At 61.1% G+C, this 18,654-nt stretch carries 15 protein-coding genes, 1 tRNA gene and 1 pseudogene; 11 read left to right on the forward strand and 6 right to left on the reverse strand.

The genetic code is table 11. The features are described from left to right. The first annotated feature begins 75 nt into the window (after positions 1-75). The 3 genes from O6760_RS26890 to O6760_RS26900 all read left to right on the forward strand — a co-directional run bounded on the left by O6760_RS26890 (position 76) and on the right by O6760_RS26900 (position 2,212). On the forward strand, positions 76-261 hold the full coding sequence (locus O6760_RS26890; protein WP_269582726.1) for a hypothetical protein: 186 nt from the start codon (positions 76-78) through the stop codon (positions 259-261). 398 nt (positions 262-659) lie between these two features. Next, complete coding sequence (locus O6760_RS26895) at positions 660-785, forward strand: hypothetical protein (RefSeq protein ID WP_269582727.1); 126 nt, start codon at positions 660-662, stop codon at positions 783-785. Positions 786-931: 146 nt separating this feature from the next. Then, entirely contained in the window at positions 932-2,212 is a 1,281-nt protein-coding gene (locus O6760_RS26900) for an O-acetylhomoserine aminocarboxypropyltransferase (RefSeq protein ID WP_269582728.1), read from the forward strand. A 159-nt stretch (positions 2,213-2,371) separates the two neighbouring features. Here O6760_RS26900 and O6760_RS26905 read toward each other — a convergent pair. Then, a pseudogene (locus O6760_RS26905) lies at positions 2,372-3,364 on the reverse strand (COX15/CtaA family protein); the annotation flags it as partial. A gap of 151 nt (positions 3,365-3,515) precedes the next feature. Between O6760_RS26905 and O6760_RS26910 the strand changes: the two are divergent. Next, the gene (locus tag O6760_RS26910; RefSeq protein ID WP_269582730.1) at positions 3,516-3,731 is read left to right on the forward strand and encodes a DUF2842 domain-containing protein; all 216 of its coding nucleotides are present in this window, start codon (positions 3,516-3,518) and stop codon (positions 3,729-3,731) included. Here the strand turns inward: O6760_RS26910 and O6760_RS26915 are convergent. Further along, entirely contained in the window at positions 3,691-4,686 is a 996-nt protein-coding gene (locus O6760_RS26915) for a polysaccharide deacetylase family protein (RefSeq protein WP_269582731.1), read from the reverse strand. The genes O6760_RS26910 and O6760_RS26915 overlap by 41 nt on opposite strands. A gap of 297 nt (positions 4,687-4,983) precedes the next feature. On the opposite strand from O6760_RS26915, the gene O6760_RS26920 reads away from it, so the two are divergent. Further along, positions 4,984-6,165 carry a GNAT family N-acetyltransferase gene (locus O6760_RS26920; protein ID WP_269582732.1) on the forward strand — a complete coding sequence of 394 codons (1,182 nt, stop codon included), beginning with the start codon at positions 4,984-4,986 and terminating at the stop codon, positions 6,163-6,165. Positions 6,166-6,420: 255 nt separating this feature from the next. Here O6760_RS26920 and O6760_RS26925 read toward each other — a convergent pair whose 3' ends face one another. Continuing rightward, positions 6,421-8,811, reverse strand: coding sequence for an exopolysaccharide transport family protein (locus tag O6760_RS26925; protein WP_269582733.1), 2,391 nt, complete (start codon positions 8,809-8,811; stop codon positions 6,421-6,423). A gap of 197 nt (positions 8,812-9,008) precedes the next feature. Between O6760_RS26925 and O6760_RS26930 the strand changes: the two genes are divergently transcribed. The 5 genes from O6760_RS26930 (at position 9,009) to O6760_RS26950 (ending at position 13,927) form a co-directional block, all read left to right on the forward strand. Further along, entirely contained in the window at positions 9,009-9,566 is a 558-nt protein-coding gene (locus tag O6760_RS26930) for a polysaccharide biosynthesis/export family protein (RefSeq protein WP_269582734.1), read from the forward strand. A 106-nt stretch (positions 9,567-9,672) separates the two neighbouring features. After that, complete coding sequence (locus O6760_RS26935; RefSeq protein WP_269582735.1) at positions 9,673-10,902, forward strand: glycosyltransferase family 4 protein; 1,230 nt, start codon at positions 9,673-9,675, stop codon at positions 10,900-10,902. Continuing rightward, entirely contained in the window at positions 10,902-12,506 is a 1,605-nt protein-coding gene (locus tag O6760_RS26940; RefSeq protein ID WP_269582736.1) for an undecaprenyl-phosphate glucose phosphotransferase, read from the forward strand. The genes O6760_RS26935 and O6760_RS26940 overlap by 1 nt, the downstream gene beginning before the upstream one ends. Then, the gene (locus tag O6760_RS26945) at positions 12,503-13,771 is read left to right on the forward strand and encodes an O-antigen ligase family protein (protein ID WP_269582737.1); all 1,269 of its coding nucleotides are present in this window, start codon (positions 12,503-12,505) and stop codon (positions 13,769-13,771) included. Before O6760_RS26940 ends, O6760_RS26945 begins: the two co-directional genes overlap by 4 nt. A gap of 79 nt (positions 13,772-13,850) precedes the next feature. Further along, positions 13,851-13,927: transfer RNA gene (locus O6760_RS26950), tRNA-Pro, on the forward strand. A 56-nt stretch (positions 13,928-13,983) separates the two neighbouring features. Here O6760_RS26950 and O6760_RS26955 read toward each other — a convergent pair. Both O6760_RS26955 and O6760_RS26960 read right to left on the reverse strand, forming a co-directional pair. Beyond that, positions 13,984-15,162, reverse strand: coding sequence for an IS481 family transposase (locus O6760_RS26955; RefSeq protein ID WP_269582738.1), 1,179 nt, complete (start codon positions 15,160-15,162; stop codon positions 13,984-13,986). Between the two features lie 90 nt (positions 15,163-15,252). After that, positions 15,253-15,831, reverse strand: coding sequence for a hypothetical protein (locus O6760_RS26960; RefSeq protein WP_269582739.1), 579 nt, complete (start codon positions 15,829-15,831; stop codon positions 15,253-15,255). A gap of 463 nt (positions 15,832-16,294) precedes the next feature. Between O6760_RS26960 and O6760_RS26965 the strand changes: the two genes are divergently transcribed. Continuing rightward, complete coding sequence (locus O6760_RS26965) at positions 16,295-18,154, forward strand: adenylate/guanylate cyclase domain-containing protein (protein WP_269582740.1); 1,860 nt, start codon at positions 16,295-16,297, stop codon at positions 18,152-18,154. Between the two features lie 97 nt (positions 18,155-18,251). On the opposite strand, the gene O6760_RS26970 is transcribed toward O6760_RS26965, so the two are convergent. Further along, positions 18,252-18,440, reverse strand: coding sequence for a hypothetical protein (locus O6760_RS26970; protein ID WP_269582741.1), 189 nt, complete (start codon positions 18,438-18,440; stop codon positions 18,252-18,254). Positions 18,441-18,654 lie beyond the last annotated feature (214 nt).

Here is an 18,654-nt window from a genome sequence, read left to right on the forward strand (position 1 = left end):
TCCTGTCCCGCCAGTTTTCCGGTGCGGCGCCCCGACCGCCCGCTGCCTGGTTGCCGATTGCACGAAGTGAAGGACATGACCTCGGACCCGACCCTTTTCACCAGCTTAGAATGGGTTTTGCTGGCCCTGGCCGGTCTGGTATCGCTCTTGCTTTTTGCCCTGTTTCACAGGGCCGAACGCGGCTCACCGTTTGCCGAGCGGGACGAACACTGGTCGCGCGATCCGGCACCTTGTCGCAAAGGCAAGGCCGAGCGGGGATAAACCAAAGTCATAATTTGCGGGCGGGCGCTTTCCCGCGCCAATTCAACCCTTGCGTGCTCCCTTTATCTGGCTTACCAATCGGCATCCGATTCGTGGCCCGGCAGTATTTCGCTGGCGCCAGTTCGGTCCGGATCTCGGGGGGAGATTGGAAATGATCTTTGGTGCAGCCACCCTGGCCTTCATAGTCTGCCTCATCCTGCTCATTCGCCTGCAAAGACAGGACTAGATGAGCAGCGAAGTTCGACCAACCTCGCAAGCTTCCTGACAGTTTTAGATATTCTTTAAGCGACCTTGAGTTGATTTCGTGACGAATGCGACGGGAATTGTTTCCGCTTCGTCCACAAGCTTCCGTTAACTTTTTTCCAGCGTCGACTGCTCGAAAACGGAAGGAGGCCGTTATGCTTGCAGCACTTGGCGACACCACATTTCTGGCCTGGGGCCTGCCACTGCTGGCAACAGCCTTGTTGTTCGGTGTCTATTTCCGGATCAAGTCCGACACGCCCAAGGACTTTTCGGACCACTGAATCGATTGCCCTGGCGGGTGTTTGACGGGCTGCAGTCCGCGGCCCGCACACAATATTCGTCGCTGGACACAAAACGGAAAAACGTTCTTTGACCTCCCCTGTCCGTTCGGTCAAACTGGCCGCCATTCCAACAGGGAGATCCATTTATGAGCGAAAATATTCCGGGGTTTTCAACTCTTGCCATTCACGCCGGCGCGGCGCCTGATCCGGCGACAGGTGCGCGGGCGACGCCGATTTACCAGACGACATCCTTCGTTTTCGACGATGTTGACCACGCCGCCTCCCTGTTCGGTCTGCAGGCCTTCGGCAACATCTATACGCGCATCACCAACCCGACGACCGCGGTTCTGGAAGAGCGCGTCGCCGCACTGGAAGGCGGCACCGCGGCCCTGGCCACCGCGTCCGGGCATTCCGCGCAGCTTCTGTGCTTTCATACAATGATGCAGCCGGGCGACAACATAGTCGCGGCGAACAAGCTCTACGGCGGGTCGATCAACCAGCTCAACCATTCCTTCAAGAGCTTCGGCTGGGGTGTGAAATGGGCGGATCCGGCCGATATCGGCAGCTTCGAAGCCGCGATTGACGACAAGACCCGCGCCATCTTCATCGAAAGCCTCGCCAACCCGGGCGGCATCATCGTCGATATCGAAGCCATTGCGGCCGTTGCCAAGGCCAAGGGCATTCCGCTTGTCGTCGACAACACAATGGCAACGCCCTACCTGTGCCGGCCGATCGAGCACGGCGCCGATATCGTGCTGCATTCCCTGACCAAGTTCATGGGCGGCCACGGCAATTCCATGGGCGGCATCATTGTCGACGGCGGCAGCTTCGACTGGTCGGCGAGCGGCAACTATCCGCTGCTCTCCCAGCCACGGCCGGAATATCAGGGCATCGTCCTGCACGAGACCTTCGGCAATTTCGCCTTTGCGATCGCCTGCCGGGTCCTCGGCCTGCGCGATCTCGGCCCCGCGATCTCGCCCTTCAACGCCTTCATGATCCTGACCGGAATCGAAACGCTGCCGCTGCGCATGCAGCGCCATTCCGACAATGCCAAGAAGGTCGCCCTGCATCTGAGCGGTCATGACAAGGTCAAGTGGGTGTCCTATGCCGCCCTTCCCGACGATCCCCACCATTCGCTGCAGCAGAAATACATGCCGAAGGGTGCCAGTGCGGTCTTCACCTTCGGTGTCGAAGGCGGTTATGACACGGGCGTGGGACTTGTCAGCAAGGTCGAACTGTTCTCGCACCTTGCCAATATCGGCGACACCCGCAGCCTCATCATCCATCCGGCTTCCACAACACACCGTCAGCTGTCCGACGAGCAGAAGACGGCGGCCGGCGCCGGTCCGGACGTAGTGCGCATCTCGGTCGGTCTGGAAGATGTCGACGATATCATTGCCGACCTGGACCAGGCCCTGTCTGGCTGAGGTTCAAACACCCGTTGAGAAAAAGCCCGCCTCGTGGCGGGCTTTTTTATCTCACTTGCGGACGGGAAACGCCCCGCGCAAGACCGCCAGGTAATCGACGCTGGCCGCCAGGACGATGACCGCGAAGCCCTGGTGCACCAGGGCGATCGACAGTGGCACGTGCCAGATCAGGGTGAGGATGCCGAAAACCGCCTGCAGAAGAATGAACCCGCCGATATGCGCTCCGGCACGGCGCAGCGCCTTGCGCTGGCTGACACGCAAGGTTCCGACAGTCAGGGCCACCCCCATCACAATCAAAAGATACGCGGTCATGCGGTGCTGGAATTGCACCGTCATCACGTTCTCGAAGACATTGAGCCAGGCGGGCTGCATGGCCAGCAGGCCCTTGGGTATGATCTGCCCGTCCATGAGCGGCCAGGTGTTGAAGGTGAGGCCGGCATTGAGCCCCGCCACCAGTCCACCGAGGAAGATCTGCACGAAGACCAGCGCCAGCACCAGTTTGCCAAGACCGCCCAGGCGGTCGCTCTCAAAGGGATCCGGTTCGGGCAGCGGCGCAAGCCTGCGCGCGATCCAGAACAGATAGGCAAAGATGAGCAACGCCAGCGTCAGATGGGTGGCAAGGCGGTACTGGCTGACATCCACCCGGTCGACCAGACCGGACGCAACCATCCACCAGCCGACAAATCCCTGCAATCCGCCAAGTGCAAGGCCGATGACCAACCGTGGCTTCAGCCAGGGCTCGATGCGGCCCGCGGCCCAGAAGGCAACCATCGGCACAAAAAACGCGACACCGATGAAACGTCCAAGCAGGCGATGCGCCCATTCCCACCAGAAGATGAACTTGAATTCGTCCAGGCTCATGCCCTTGTTGATAAGCTGGTATTCCGGGATCTGGCGGTATTTCTCAAGTTCCTCTTCCCACTCCGCCTCACTCAGCGGCGGGATGACACCATGGATCGGTTTCCATTCCGTGATCGAAAGACCCGATTCGGTCAGGCGCGTCGCCCCGCCGACGACAACCATCGCCAGAATGAGCGCGCACACGAAATAGAGCCACCAGCGGATCAGCGCCCGGTCGCGCCGAACCTTTTGCAGCCTGGCCGGCGAAACATGGCCCTGTCCGGATGTTGCACTGTCAGCATTCGCAGTCATGGACCGGTCCCGGTTTGTGTGTCGATGGATTTGACCTTTTGCGAGCGGAGATATAGGTGCAGGGGCAAGTCGGCAAGCGGTCACGGGCACTTTGCGTCAAAAGGTCCCTTGCGCATGCGCAAATCAGCTCAGTCAACGGACAGGCCCTGACATGGTCCCATCGTTTCGCAAGTTCATCGGCATGGTTCTGCTGGTCGTATTCGTGGTGGTCTATGCCCTCGTCGCCATGGTGATTGGCGACCTTACCCTGCAGCAGTCCTCAAACCTGGTCCGCTTCATCTATTTCGGCATCGCGGGCCTGGCCTGGGTCATCCCCGCCGGTGCGATCATCTGGTGGATGGAAAAAAGCGGGAAACCCCGGACCTGACGCCAAATCCGGTCGCTGCCCATCGCGCGACGCGATAAAGCGCAAACGGCGCGCCGGTCAGATACTGGTCGATCACCGCAGGATCCTGGAACCTGCCGTTCAAGGAAACGCGCGGCAACATCATCGGATCGCGTGCGTTGACCGATTGCAGCACGCCGGGAAGCGTGGTCACCGAAGACGCAAAGCCGATTTCCCGGACGATATCCGCATCCCGGCGTTCGACCGCATAGGGTTTTCCATAGGGATAGGCAAAATGCTTCGGCCGGCGTCCGGTCTCCTCTTCCAGCCGCCGCAGTCCCGTCAGGACGTCGGTTCGCGCGTCTTCAGCATCCAGCCGGGCCATTGCAAAATGGTCGTGGGTATGGGCACCGATTGTCACAAGCGGGTCGGCTGAAAGCGTCCTGACCTGGTCCCATGTCATGACCAGCTCGTCGGCAAGAGCCTCCATATCGACCCCGTATCGTTCCGCCAGGGCACGCACGACCAGCCGCTGGTCCTTCTCGCCAACCTCGAGCGTCAGGTGATCGAGCAGTTTTTCGAAACAGGCATTCTTCTCCGCCGTTGTCCGGCATGACAGACCGTCGACCCCGCTCCCCTGGGTGATCACCACCTCCTCGTTCTCCGCGATGATCCGCTCCAGCGCCACCCACCACAATTCGCTGGTCCGGTCGACCAGTCCGGAGGCCACGAACACGGTGAAGGGAGCATTCAGTTCCTTCAGGATCGGATAGGCAATCTCAAGATTGTCCTTGTAACCGTCATCGAATGTCAGGACAGCATAGCGGCGATGCCCGTATCCCGACTTCAGCAAGTCGACGGCCTCGTCGATCGAGATGATTTCATATCCGTTCGCACGGATACGCTCGATCGCGCTTCTGAGGAACTCCGGCGAGATTTCCAGGTGCCGGTTGGGCTGAAACGGTTCCGCGCCCGACGGACGGACGTGATGCATCATGAACACGGCACCGCAGCCTTGTGTAAACGGTGCCAACACGCGCGCCAGCCCCGTCCCTCTCAGAACGGAGAATGCACGTGTGACTGCCTTTTGCCGCATTGCCATTTGGCCGAGATGCCCACCTTGAAAGAAGGTGCCAGTAAGGCACGGTTTCTTTAATAATTATTGCTAAATCTATCGAGACTTAGCCTGATCTGCCAGCGCGTCTTCCAGTCTGCCGCCAATGTTCGTTCAAAATGGTTTATCCGTTTTCAAAACCAGTTTCCGCCCGCGCCTGAGCTGATCGGAGAGCAGGAAATGAACCTTCCCGCAACTGATGTTCACTTGTCCATATTCACGAGGCTTACCGAAGCACGCGCAGACTGGCAACAACTAAAAGATGCATGGTGCAGCAATCCTTACCAGACCCTCGACTGGCTGGAGGCATGGCTCGAGACGCTCGGCCGCACCAGGAAAGTCTCCCCCAGGATTGTCGTCGGACACGCGGCGGGCAAGCCGGTCTTCTGGCTGCCGCTCGGCATGGAGCGCTCTGCAGGCGTCAGGACGTTGTCGTTTCTCGGGAATCAGCATGGCAACCAGAACACGGGCATCTGGGACCGGGACTATTACGAGGCTGTCCCGGCAACCGATATCGCCAGCCTGTTGAAGGTCATCTGCAGCAAGGCGGGGGCCGATGTCCTGAAACTCGAGAATGTGCCGCGAACCTGGCATGGGCGCACGCATCCGCTCATCCTTGAAAACGCAAAGCCCAGTCCCAGTCCTGTCTTCGGGCGCATGCTCGGCAACGATTTCGACCAGCTTTTCAGGGACACGCACAGTAAATCGTCCCGCAAGAACCTGTTGCGCAAGGAGCGTCATCTCCAGGCCGCCGGCAATTTTCGGGTCGCCAGAGCCGAAACCGAGACGGAAATACGCCGCGGGCTGGACGCGTTCCTCGTGCAACGTGCCGCACGCTCGGTGGAAGCCGGCATTCCCAATGTCTTTGACACGCCCGCCGCCGAGGACTTTCTCGGCCGCCTGCTTGGCCTCGGCGCCCATGACGGGACGAATCGAAAGCCGCCCATGGACCTGTGGTATCTCGAAGCCGGCGGGGTCATCCGGTCAACCTATCTGTGTCTGGAAAAGAACGGCACGCTTTACGCCTACAGCAACAGCATTTCCCATGACGAGATGCTTGCAAACAGCCCGGGCCTGGTCCTGATCAAGGAAATCATTGCCCGTGCCTGCGCACAGCCTGACCTGGAAGTCCTCGATCTGGGCCTCGGCGAGGAACGCTACAAGACAGGCTGGGCCGAGCCCGTGCCCCTGAGCGACAGCCTTCTGGCAGTCAGTTTCAAGGGCATGTTGTTTCAGGAAGTTTCCGGACTGCGCCTCAAGGCGAAATCCGCCATCCGGAATTCTGCGGTGCTGTGGCCGCTGGTCCGCCGTCTGCGCAAATTAAAAGCAGGGCTGCGCAAGGGTTATACCAACCGCAATTAATAGGAACCGATCTGATGTCGTTGTTCCGGCCCGCCGGACGGCGTTGCGCCGCTTGAACGGCCAGTCCGGTTTTCAAAGATTTGCAACGACGTTGCCGGGCAAATTCACGCTATCCCGGAAGGACGCAAAAACAGCTTCGACCTGCTGCGTCAAACCGCTCAACCGGGCGGAAAGCCCGTTTGTCGCGCTTTTCCTTGCAGCTCATCGCTGTTTGCTGCGCCATTTCAACCAAATTAATGGGTCCTGACCCTAGGATCAGGCCGCGTGGCCGTCGTCGTTTCGGCGCGGGTCCGGACCACCGCTTCCGGCAATCACGACTTCCACCTTCGCCCCGGTATTGTGCGCGAGCAGATTGGCCGCGCTTTGAAGTTCATGACCGTGGTCCGGGGCACTCGCGGCAATCAGGACACGATCTGCGAAGCTCAACATGCGCGCGCTCGCCAGCGACCCGTCGATGGCCCCCAGATCGACCACCACCGTTTCATATGTCGACTTGATCGCCTCCATGGCCAGCTTGAAACGGTCGGACTCGACCATGTCGTCCGTGATCGCCACCCGGCCTGCCTCGATGATATGGGCCTTCGACCCGGCATCGCGGTAAACCACCTTGGCAAAGGGGGCGGTGCCGGCAACGATGTCGGCAAAACCTTCGGCCGCCTTGGCGTTGGCCTGGTCCGGAAACACTTCCATGATGAGCGCCGATCTGCCCGCATGCGCCGCCCTGCGCACCAGGTCAAAGGCCAGGTCGTGGGAAAGCGTGTCATCGTCAACGCTCAACACCACGATCCGTCCACTGGCCTCGATGTCGTCCGCATGTGCATGCTGAAGGCGCGCGTCAGACGCAGACGGCTGGCGTGGCGCCTGCGTCACAGGCTTCCCGTCGGCCTCCCTGCCCTGCGTGCGCCCCAGGTCTCCGACCCAATCTGGGGCGACATCATGATCGTAACTCGATTTCGCCGGCCGCCGCCGCCGCGGCGCGCGCCGCCCGGTCGCAACCTCCGGCTCACCAGAGGCGTCATCCGCATCCGGACGGTCGTCCTCGGCAAGAGCAGCGGCTTGCGGATCCTGTCCCGCCGGTGCGCGTTCGGATCGGCCGTCGTCCCATTGTCCGGGCTCCATCCGGTAACTCGCCACTGTCTGCCCGTAGCCGCGCCCCCAGCCGAAAGACTCGTTCGTCCCCTCGTCCCGGGACGCTTCATGCATCTGAGGCGCGGCCCGGGAACCGGTCGCCGGAGCTTCCTGCATGCGGTAAAGGGCGTTGCCGCTCAGGAATTCGCGCATGAGAACGAAGGCGCAGCCGAGAATGAACGTCACCAGCGCCGCGATGATGGTGCTGGCGATGATCTTGGGCGACGCCGGCTCAACCGGAACGCTTGCCCGCGAGATGATCCGGGCATCGGCCGGCAACACCTGTGCGCGCAAACGGGAGTCGGCTTCCTGGTAGCTGAGCAGAAGCTGGTCAAGCTGGGCGGCTTTCGCGTTCGCTTCCCGCTCCAGTTCGGCAAGACGGGCCTGGTCCGCGTTCGATTTGGCCGCGGCTGTCTTGAGGTCGTCCAGTTGCACCGAGAGGGCCTTTGCCCGCTGGTCGGCGACCTTGGCGTCGTTTTCAAGGCCCTGAAGAACCTTGCGCGCCTCTGTCCGGATCTGGCGGTCATAATCGCCGAGCTGCGACTGGAGGGCCTTCAATTGCGGGTGACCCGGCAGGAGCGTTATGGAGAGCTCGGCGATGTTGGACTGGATCTCGACCTGCCGCTCCCTGAGACGCTGGATCAGCTGGGAATTGAGCACGTCGCTCGCGGTTTCAAGCGAGCCGCCGGAATTCAGCAATTCCCGGATCAGGTCGGCCTTGGCCTGCGCCTCGGCCTTCGCGGCCTGGGCTTCCGAATAGGCGGTGCTGATCTCGGCGAGCTGCTGCTGGTTCAGCGGAATGTTGTCGGCACCGATCAGGAGATCCGCCCGGGCGCGAAAGTCGGAAACGGCCTTGCGGGCCGCCTGGACTTCCTTGCGCAATTCGAGGATCTGCGGCTGCAAGGCGGCCGAGGCAAGCTCGGTGGTCTCCCGTTTCGCACTCGACTGGACAGCGAGATATTCGTCGACGATCGTGTTGGCGACCTTCGCAGCCAGAACCGGGCTCTCCGCCGTATAGTCCACGCCGATCACCCGGGAGCCTTCCAGGCGGAAAATCTCCAGGTTCTCGTAAAAATGCTTGAGGACACGCTCCTCTTCACTGTTCCCGGCCGTCTGCGAACGCAGCCCGATCAAGGAGAACAGGGCATCAAGCGGGTTGCCCCCGCCCCTGGCGTCAAATTCGGGAATCGCGGCAAGGTTCAGCTTGGCGGCCACGCGCCGCGCAAGATCCGCCGACATCAGCAGTTGCACCTGGCTGGCAACGCCCTCACTGTCGAGCAGCGCCCGCTCCTCCTCCTGGCCGCGGGACGCGCCAGGCAGATTGTCGGTGCTTTCGATCAGGATGCGGGCCTCGCCCCGGTATTTCGGCGCGACAAGCTGCAGCCCCATGAAGACCGCAATTGCAACAAACAGGGTCAGCGGCAGCAGCCAGCCGAGCGAACGGGCGATAGTCCGCAGCAGACCGCCCAGGTCCAGCGCCATATCGTCATCTGAATGTGTCTGCCGCTCAGCGTTCATTGTTTGAAACTCCAAAAGTCCGGCAAACTATGTCGAATTATGGTAAGCGATCAGTTAAGGGGGATTCAATTCCGTCAGGCCACCTGTTAATTAATGCATGCGCAAATTTGACGAGGCCTTCTCCGTGCCCTTTTCCCTCTTCACCCTCGATTAACCATACCGCGCGATGCTGTCTCCGAATTGTAGGAGAGTCGTTGATGCGAACGAGAGCGCTCGTTGTCCTGGCCCTTTGCCTGGTCCTTGCTGCTTGCAGTGGGTACCGGCAGCCGCCGACAGCCTTTCATGAGACCCTGACACAGCCTTATCGCTTGGACTCAAGCGACAAGCTGCGCATCATCGTGTTTGGTCAGGACGACCTGTCCAACACGTATGTCATTGACCAGGCTGGGTTTATTTCCTTCCCGCTGGTTGGAAGCGTCGCCGCGCGCGGCAAGACACAGCAGGGACTGGCCGCCGAAATCGCCACCAAGCTTCGCCAGGGCTACATCCGCGATCCGGACGTCTCCGTCGAGGTCGATACCTACCGGCCGATCTTCGTGATGGGTGAAGTGCAAAACGCGGGCCAGTACAATTATGTTGCCGGCATGACCGTCCAGAACGCAATCGCCACGGCCGGCGGATTCAGCTCGCGGGCGCTGCAATCGGATGTCGATATCACCCGTCAGATAAATGGGGAAATTCTAAACGGACGTGTGCCCATTTCGGACCCGGTCCGTCCAGGAGACACGATTTACGTCCGGGAACGATATTTTTAGGGCTCCGCGAAGTTAACCGTGGACTCACCTCCCTTTGTTAGGGTGCAGTTACAGGACCCCACAGGTTCGACAAGAAACCTGGGGGCGGTAACAGGGATACTGCACCATGACAACGACTCCCCTGCGGATCGTGCATTGTGTTCGCTCGCCGATTGGCGGAATTTTCCGCCACATTCGCGACCTGGCGACATGCCAGGCGGAAGCGGGCCACGATGTCGGTCTCATTTGCGACAGCAGCACGGGCAGCGCATTCGACAACAGCCAGCTGGAAGAACTGAGGCCGAAACTCGCGCTCGGTCTGGCGCGCTTTCCCATGCAGCGTCAACTGACGGTCCAGGACCTCACGGCAACCCTTTCCCTCTACAAGCATCTCCGCGACCTGAAGGCGGATATCCTGCACGGGCACGGCGCCAAGGGCGGAGCCTATGTCCGCCTGATCGGCAGCGTCCTGAACCTGCGCGGCCAGGGCGTCAAGCGCGTCTATTGTCCGCATGGCGGCAGCCTGCACTACGATCCCAACAGGTTCGAGGGGCGGGTCTACCATTCGATCGAGCGGCTTCTGGGACGGCTCACGGACGGGCTGATCTTTGTCTCCGACTACGAGGCGGCCGCCTACGAGAGCAAGGTCGGCCATCCGAAGGCAAAATCGCGCATTGTCTATAACGGTCTCACGCCGGAGGAATTCAGTCCCGTTTCGGCCGCGGACGATGCCGCCGACTTTCTCTATATCGGCATGCTGCGCGATCTCAAGGGACCGGACCTGTTCATCGAGGCGCTCTACAACATCCGCCTGAAGACAGGAGAAGCCCCGCGTGCGCATATCGTCGGCGAGGGGCCGGACGAGGAGCGCTACCGCAACATGGTCGAAAAACTCGGGCTGGAGCGTTCCGTGACATTCCATGGCGCCCTGCCCGCACGCGACGCGTTCAAGATGGCGCGGAACGTTGTCATCCCGTCGCGGGCGGAAGCCATGCCCTACATCATTCTGGAGGCCGTCGCAGCCGAACGGCCGCTGATTGCCACCCGTGTCGGCGGCATTCCCGAGATTTTCGGCCGCTATGCGCACCGGCTGGTCGAACCGGGGCATATCGGCAAGCTGACCATGGCGATGGAAGATGCGCTGGCCGATCCGCAGAAGATGTCTGCTCAGGCAAAGGAATTGCGTGGCTGTCTTGCAGAGACGTTCTCCGTCGACCTGATGACCGACCGGATCACCAATCTCTACCAGGAACTCAAGGGCATCTCGCCGGTTGACGACCCGATGCCGGTCGCACCGTTAAGTGCTTCCGCGGCATCTCCCGCCCAGACAGTCTATGCCAGGTCGAGCAACCGATAATGAACAATCCCGCTTTCAAACCGACAGACCCGGTCGAACCGCAGCCGATTGCCGGCGGCTCTCCCCTGGGCCACAGGTTGGAAAAACATTTCAGGCACACGGTCCGCGGCACGGTTCCGCCCGGAAATGTCGAGATACTGCCTACCGCCAATTCGAGCCTGACGAGCGATGCCATTGAAATCGCCCAGGGGCTTGGGGGCAAAGGCGTCTCCGTTCCGGTCTTGACCGGCCTTGTGCGCCTGACGGATATCCTGCTGATCGCCGGAACGGCCGTTGCCGCCGCCTTCACCAGCCCGGAAGCGGCCGGCCTGGGACTGGCCAATCTCTTCGTCACGGCAGCGGCCATGCTGTTCACCCTTGCCTTCTTCCAGGCGGCGGATGTCTACCAGGTCCCGGTGATGCGCCAGGGCCTGTCCCAGCTGGGCCGCGTGGCCGCCGGCTGGACCCTGGTCTTCGCCATGTTTGCCGTCCTGCGCACCACCACAGGCGTCGGGGCGACCCTTTCCGAGGCCTGGATCGGCGCCTGGTACGCGCTCAGCCTGACCGGGCTCTGCCTGTCGCGCGTCGTCGTCTACCGGATGGTCCGTCACTGGATGTCATCCGGCCGGCTGGAACGGCGTGCGATCATTGTCGGCGGCGGCACCGCTGCCCAGGAGCTGATCCACGACCTGGAAGCCCAGTCGGACAACGACATCCGTATCTGCGGTATCTTCGACGACCGCTCCAACGAGCGGTCGCCTCCCGTGGTCGCCGGGTACCCCAAGCTCGGCAACATCAGCGCCCTGGTGGAATTCGCCCGCCTTGCCCGCATCGACATGCTGATCGTCTGCATTCCGCTGCGCGCCGAGAAACGTGTGCTGGAACTTTTGAAGAAGCTCTGGATCCTGCCGGTGGACATCCGCCTGTCCGCCCATACCGACAAGGTCAGGTTCCGCAACCGCGGCGCCAGCTTCATCGGCACCGTCCCGTTTCTCGACGTGGCCGCGAAACCCATCGCCGACTGGGACATGGTCGCCAAGCGGATCTTCGACCTGGTCTTCGCAACGGCTGCAATTATCGCCTTGTTTCCGGTGATGATCGCCGCGGCGATTGCCGTCAGGCTCGACAGCAAGGGCCCCATCCTGTTCAAGCAGAAGCGCTATGGCTTCAACAACGAAATCATCGAGATCCTGAAGTTCCGCTCCATGTATACGAACATGGCCGACCCGGATGCGAAAAGGGTTGTGACCAAGGGCGACCCGCGCGTGACCCGCGTGGGCAGGTTCATCCGCAAGACCTCGATCGACGAGTTGCCGCAGCTCTTCAACGTGCTCGGCGGCAGCCTGTCGCTTGTCGGCCCGCGCCCGCATGCCGTCAACGCCCATACGGACAACAAGACCTGGGACGATGTGGTCGACGGCTATTTTGCCCGTCACAAGGTCAAGCCCGGCGTCACGGGCTGGGCCCAGATCAACGGCTGGCGCGGTGAAGTCGATACGCCGGAAAAGATCCAGAAGCGCGTCGAATGCGACGTCTACTACATCGAGAACTGGTCGGTCCTGTTCGACCTGAAGATCCTGTTCCTGACACCGTTCCGCCTGCTCAATACGGAGAATGCCTATTGAGCGTCGCGGCCGAACCCTACGGCGGCGTACAGCTGGTGCGCACGCCCGCCGGTCTTTCAGCCAGGAGCCTGGGAAACGGCGCCCTGTGGCTTGCCGCGTTCCTGTCCGGTTTCGTGATCGAGGAACCGGCCCCCTACGAACTCTACATGGCGCTTCTGTCCGTGGTCTGGCTTGCCTGCGGCCTGAAGCTGCGGCGCGAGTTCGGACCGCTGATCATCTGCCTGATGCTCTATATCGCCGGTGGCGTCGCCTCCATTCCGCTGGCCAAGGAGATGGGCGACGCGATCATGTATATCGCCGTCTCCGGCTTCCTGGCCGTCACCGCGATCTTCTACGCCGCCATCCTGGCGGATGATCCGGGGCGGTGCCGGGTCATCCAGAACGGCTACACCATCAGCGCGGTCCTTGTCGCATCGATCGGCATTGCCGGTTATTTCAAGCTGTTTCCCGGCGCGGAGTATTTCACGCTCTATGAGCGTGCCCGCGGCACATTCCAGGACCCGAACGTGTTCGGACCGTTCCTGGTTCTGCCCGCCATGCTCCTGATCCAGAAGCTGCTGCGCGAGTCTGTCCTGCGCAATCTGTTTCTGCTGGTGCCGCTGGCAATCCTTCTGCTCGGCATTTTCCTGAGTTTCTCCCGTGGCGCCTGGGGGGTGCTGTTTGCCTCCGTGCTGCTGCTCTATTTCCTGGCCCTGGTGACGGAACGCAAGGGGCCACGCCGGACACGGCTGGTGTTCCTGGGCGTTCTCGGCGTCGTCGCCTTTGCCGGCCTGATTGCCGCGGCGCTGTCCATCGACACCGTCTCGCAGATGTTCGAGCAGCGCGCCCGGCTGGTCCAGGAATATGACGGCGCCCGGCTCGGCCGCTTCGCCCGCTACGCGCTCGGCTTCCAGCTGGTGATGGAACATCCGCTCGGCCTCGGCCCGCTGGAATTCAACAAGTATTTCCCGGAAGACGAGCACAATGTCTACCTGAAGGGCTTCACCACCTATGGCTGGCTGGGCGGTACGGTCTATATCGTCATGGCCCTGTGGACACTGTGCGCCCTCGTTCCGCTTGTGTTCAAGTCCCGACCCTGGACAGCGTTCACGCAATGCGTCTTTGTCGTCTTCGCCGCCCACCTGATCCTGTCGGTGATCATCGACACCGACCACTGGCGGCACATGTACATGCTCTACGGTCTCGCATGGGGCCTGATTGCCGCGGAGAAACTCGGCAAGGGGCGAAGCCGGGGGCAGATGTCCTCCCTCTCCGCGCCGCGGTGACAGACCACTGGAAAACCGGTCCACCTGCCGCAACAAGCCGCTTGCGCTTGGCATTCGAACAAGCTAGGTAGGGTCCGTTCGGGCAGTAGCGCAGCCTGGTAGCGCACTTCACTGGGGGTGAAGGGGTCGTCGGTTCAAATCCGGCCTGCCCGACCATTTTACCGGATGTCCGATCCGGAGACATAGGTAACAGTTTGTACCGGAGACATGGGTTACAACCTCGCGCCGAACGGGTTGTCGATTGTCTGTAGTGTTCTCTGCTCCAGGTCGATGTATCCCAGATCATAGCTCATGAAGCTGATCAGCCAAATTCCCTCTTCCACTTCCTTGATCCCGAGTTTCTGACCGGCCAGAACGGTCGAGACGTTGATCTTCTTGCGATGCATGCAGATTCGTCCGCATGCGGTGACCAGGGCGTCCCTGTCATGGAAGGGGTAGTCCAGGTCCGGCAGGCCCTGATATTGCCTTGATGAGGCTGTGTAGACTTCCGCCGGTGTCTTCATTCTGAGCGCTTCATGAGGTCGTTCCTCGTTGAATTCCTTCATGAAGGCATCGAACTTGGCCTGCTGCTGAAGGCTGTTCATGCCTGGCGGTCGGGTGGCCTCCTTCTTCAAGGTCAGATGCATGCGTTCGTGCCGGCCGTTTTGCTGCGGGTGGCCTGGCTTGATACGCTCGATGCCGATCCCCAGACGCAGCCACCACACCGACAGCTTTGACAAGTTGTAGAGCCCGTTTGGCGATGCGAACGGCAAGCCGTTGTCCGTGCGGATCGCCGACGGCAAGCCGCGCTCTTTGAACAGGGCGAGGAAGGCGTCTATGACCGGCGTTTCCTTCGTTGAGTCAAAGGCCTCGCAGCTCAGCAGAAAACGGGACGCGTGGTCGGTGACCGTCAAAGGGTAACAGTAGTGCCGGTTGCCCAGCTTGAACTCTCCCTTGAAATCCGCTGCCCAGAGATCGTTGGGGGCAAGACCAGCCGAAAGAGGCGTGCCTGCGGCCTTGTTGGCGCGCCGCCTCTTGCGGGCTCTGCTGACAAGGCCGTGCCGGTCAAGAACCGCATGCACCGTGCTTTGTGCCGGGATACGCACATCGCCGGCCAGCTTCCTGACCAGCACCTCCCGGATCTTGCGCGCGCCCCAGTGCGGCTTCTCCTGCCGTGTCGAGACAATCAGGCGCTCAACCTGCTCGGGAAGCTGGTTGGCGTAGCGAACCGGCCGGCGCGACCGGTCGCACAACGCTTCCATCCCATCGCGTCGATAACGGTTCCAGATCTTGTAACCAGTCTTGCGCGAGATGCCGAACTCACGGCAAACCGCACTCATGCCCTCGCCATCCAACAGACGGGCGATGAAACGAAGACGTTCCTCCACTTTGGACACCTCTTGCCACGGCATCGACACCTCCCGAAAAACGGAAAGTGTTACCTATGTGTCCGGAACGTTTTGTCACCTATGTCTCAGGTCGGGCAGGACAGTTTTTCAAATTCATCCAAAAGGCGCCTCGCCGAAATACCACTCCTGCGTCGGGCTGAATTTCCGTTTTTCGCCGGTGCGGGCGCGGATGGCTCTGACGAGTTGAACGGCCTGCTGGTAGGAGACGGACACCAGCGCCGATCTCGACGGATGGATGCTGCCTTCCTTGATTTCCAGGAGCATGCGTCCCTCGAAACTTTCTCCGAGGCGCGGCGGCGGTGTGCCACTCGGCCGGCCCGACGGATCGGTGAAACCGTCCAGATACGCGCGGAATGTCCTGAGATCGGCGCGTCTGCGCCAGAACTCGTCCTGGTCCACATTGCCGAAGAAAAGGTGCTGCCCGCTCGGCGGGTGATACCCGATATTGTGCTCTTTCACATGGGACTGGGTGAACCGTGACCCGTTGGCAAAATAGACGGTCGGCCGGATCTTGCCGTGCCGCGTGAAGCTGTGATTGGGGTGTCCGACGAGGTCCGCGTCCAGGAACCCCGGAATCGTCTGGCGGGACAGCAGGTGGTGGTCGGCCGGGGTCACGCCGATCACATGGATCGCACTCAGATTGCTGGGCAGGTAGGGCTCGGTCTCGGACATGGCACACCGGCTTTGGTTTCAAGGTGCTCGGGCAGGTCCTGCAGGATCACCCGGGACAGGTCTTGACGCAAAGAGTGCATTTGTTTCGCATGACAATCTGTGATTTCAATCACGCGGATGCGGCCCGTCTTTGCGTATCCGCCCTGGTTGTCCCCCCGGCCCCGGCATTCCAGACAACAGGTGCCGGCGCAATTGCGCTGCCGTGGCAACCCGGCCAGGGTAACCGTGACGGGGGAACTGCGATGGGGGAGCCGGGACCTTGAACGTCCGGTATTTCCCCCGCTGGCGCTTCGTTTGACCATCGTGATGCGACAGGCGCTGGAAACAGCCAAAACCTCTGTCGGTCGTCCCAAAAACCCTGCAGCATGTGTGACCATATTATCCGGTTGCCAAAGACAGGCTGGGTCAATAGTTTTCCCGGCACAACAAGGACTTAAAAACATTTTTGGGGAGCAGACTGGAGGTGAGACCAGGCCGGACCAGATTTCCGATCACCGTCAGCCTGTTCGTGGTGACGCTTGGCGTGGCGCTGGCGCTCGCGGCAACGATCATCTCCTACACCCATTATTCCAACCGGGCCTCGGCTCTGACCGCCGGCCGCGCACTGATGGAACGCTCGGCCGAGGTTGTCCGGCTGCAGACTGCGTCGCTGATCGCGCCGATCGACTCCATCGCGGACTATTCCGGCGACTGGCTGGATGTGGACGCCGTCCCGAAAGCCAGCGGTCACCCTGCCCGCAAGCGCATGATTTCCTTTGTCAATGTCATGCCGCAGATCGCAAACATCTATATCGGCTATCACGATGGCAGCAGCTATCTGATCGGCGCCGCCCGCACACGCTCCAAAAAAGACCTTGAAGCGCTCGGTGCACCGGAGGGAACACACCTTCTGGAGCAGATTATCTTGCGCGGCGACAGGTCGAAGCCGATCCGCTATGACCGCTTTCTCGATGAAAACGGCGATACGCTTGCGACAACCAGCACCTACGAGATCGACTATGACCCGCGCGAGCGGCCATGGTTCAAGGCGGCGGACGAGGTCGCCCATGTCACCCGCACGGATGTCTACCTCTTCGCCGGCACCGGCGAACCCGGGCTGACCGTCAGCAAGCGCTATGCAAAGGGTGTCGTCGGGGTCGATTTGACCCTTGAGGATCTCGACAATTTTCTGAATTCCGAGCCGCAGGCCAAGGAGGGTGTTCTGGCCATCATCGGCCGGGACGGTGCGCTGCTTGCCAATTCCTCGGAAAACGAAACGGTCGACAGGAGCGGGTGGCGGGCGGCGCTCGAAGCGCTGCAGACCCGGGTGCTCGATCCGGGCCAGGACACCGTCGATACGATCGACGTCAACGGCCGGATGTGGATCACGCATTTGTCCAAGATCGAACTGGGGGCGAACACGCAGGAAAACCTGGCCATCGCATTGCCGCTATCCGCCGTTGTCGGTGAGCTGACCCAGGCCTCGCGGCGGACGATCGGCGTTTCGATGCTGATTGCCCTTGGCAGCGTCCCGCTGATCTGGCTGGTGTCGCGCTCGCTTTCCCGTCCGCTGCAGGTGCTTGCCGACGGCACGAGGCGCATCCGGGAATTCGACCTGGACCAGCCCTTTCCGCATGAATCCGTCGTGGACGAGATCTACAAGCTGGAGGGCGCCCTCGACCAGATGCGCACATCGTTGCAGACCTTCGGACGCTACGTGCCGAAGGCTCTGGTGCGGCGGATGATCGAGCGCCAGGAAGTGCCGGAGCCGGGCGGTGTCAAACGCGACATCACGGTGCTCTTCATGGATCTGGAAAATTTCACCGCCATGTCCTCTCATCTGGAACCGGAAGAGGTCATGCGGCGCATGTCACGTTATTTCGAGATCGTCACCCAGACGCTTCTGGATCATGACGCCACCATCGACAAGTATATCGGCGATGCGGTGATGGCCTTCTGGAACGCGCCAAACCGGGTGGAGGATCATGCGGCCAAGGCCTGCGAGGCCGCACTTGCCGTGATCGCCGCCAGCAAGGCCGAAACGGATTCCTGGCAGGACGGCGACATTCCCCCGGTCCGGACCCGCATCGGCCTCCACACTGGCGAAGCCATTGTCGGCAATGTCGGCAGTTCGGACCGGCTGAACTACACGGCCCTTGGCGACACGGTCAACCTGGCCTCGCGGCTGGAAGGGGTAAACCGGGAGCTGAAGACGAGCATCCTTGTCAGCGAGAACCTCGCCGCGCGCGTCGAAGGCCGTTTCCAGATGCGGTCCGTGGGCGAAACGGCGGTGAAGGGATACGAGGCGCCGGTGAAGGTGTTCGAGCTGTTGCCTGAAGAGTGATTTGGCTGTCGTTGTGGCGCAATATCACTTCACGGGAGGGATCGGCTGGGCGAATGAAACCGGATCGAAGGCTGCCCTGCTCCCTGCCTTTTGCCCCTCAGGCCGCTTCCCGTTTCGCCCGCTGGACGCGACCTATAAAGTCGGACAGCCAGGCGATGTCCTTCAGGTAGACTTCCATGCTCAGCGATGCCAGGTCCATCAGCAAGGCCTGCGGGTCTTCGTTGTCGAATCCGGAATCCCGCAGAAAGGTCTGATATTCTTCCGAAAAAGCCTTGGGAACTCGCATGTCGGCCTCACGCACCTAACTACTGCTGATCTCGTGCAAGCAAGGCCACCGCCCTGCGTTTAGGAATTGTTAAGATTTCAGAGCCCCGACCGATATCGTCAGAACTGTCATTTCCTCACTATCCCCAAGAGCCGAAAGCCGTGCTTTGGATAAGTCCCCACACCTTGCAGAAAATGTCCTAAAGCTCCCGCTTTCCGCTTGCACTCGGCCAGCC

The sequence above is a fragment of the Roseibium sp. Sym1 genome (assembly GCF_027359675.1).
GTDB lineage: Bacteria > Pseudomonadota > Alphaproteobacteria > Rhizobiales > Stappiaceae > Roseibium.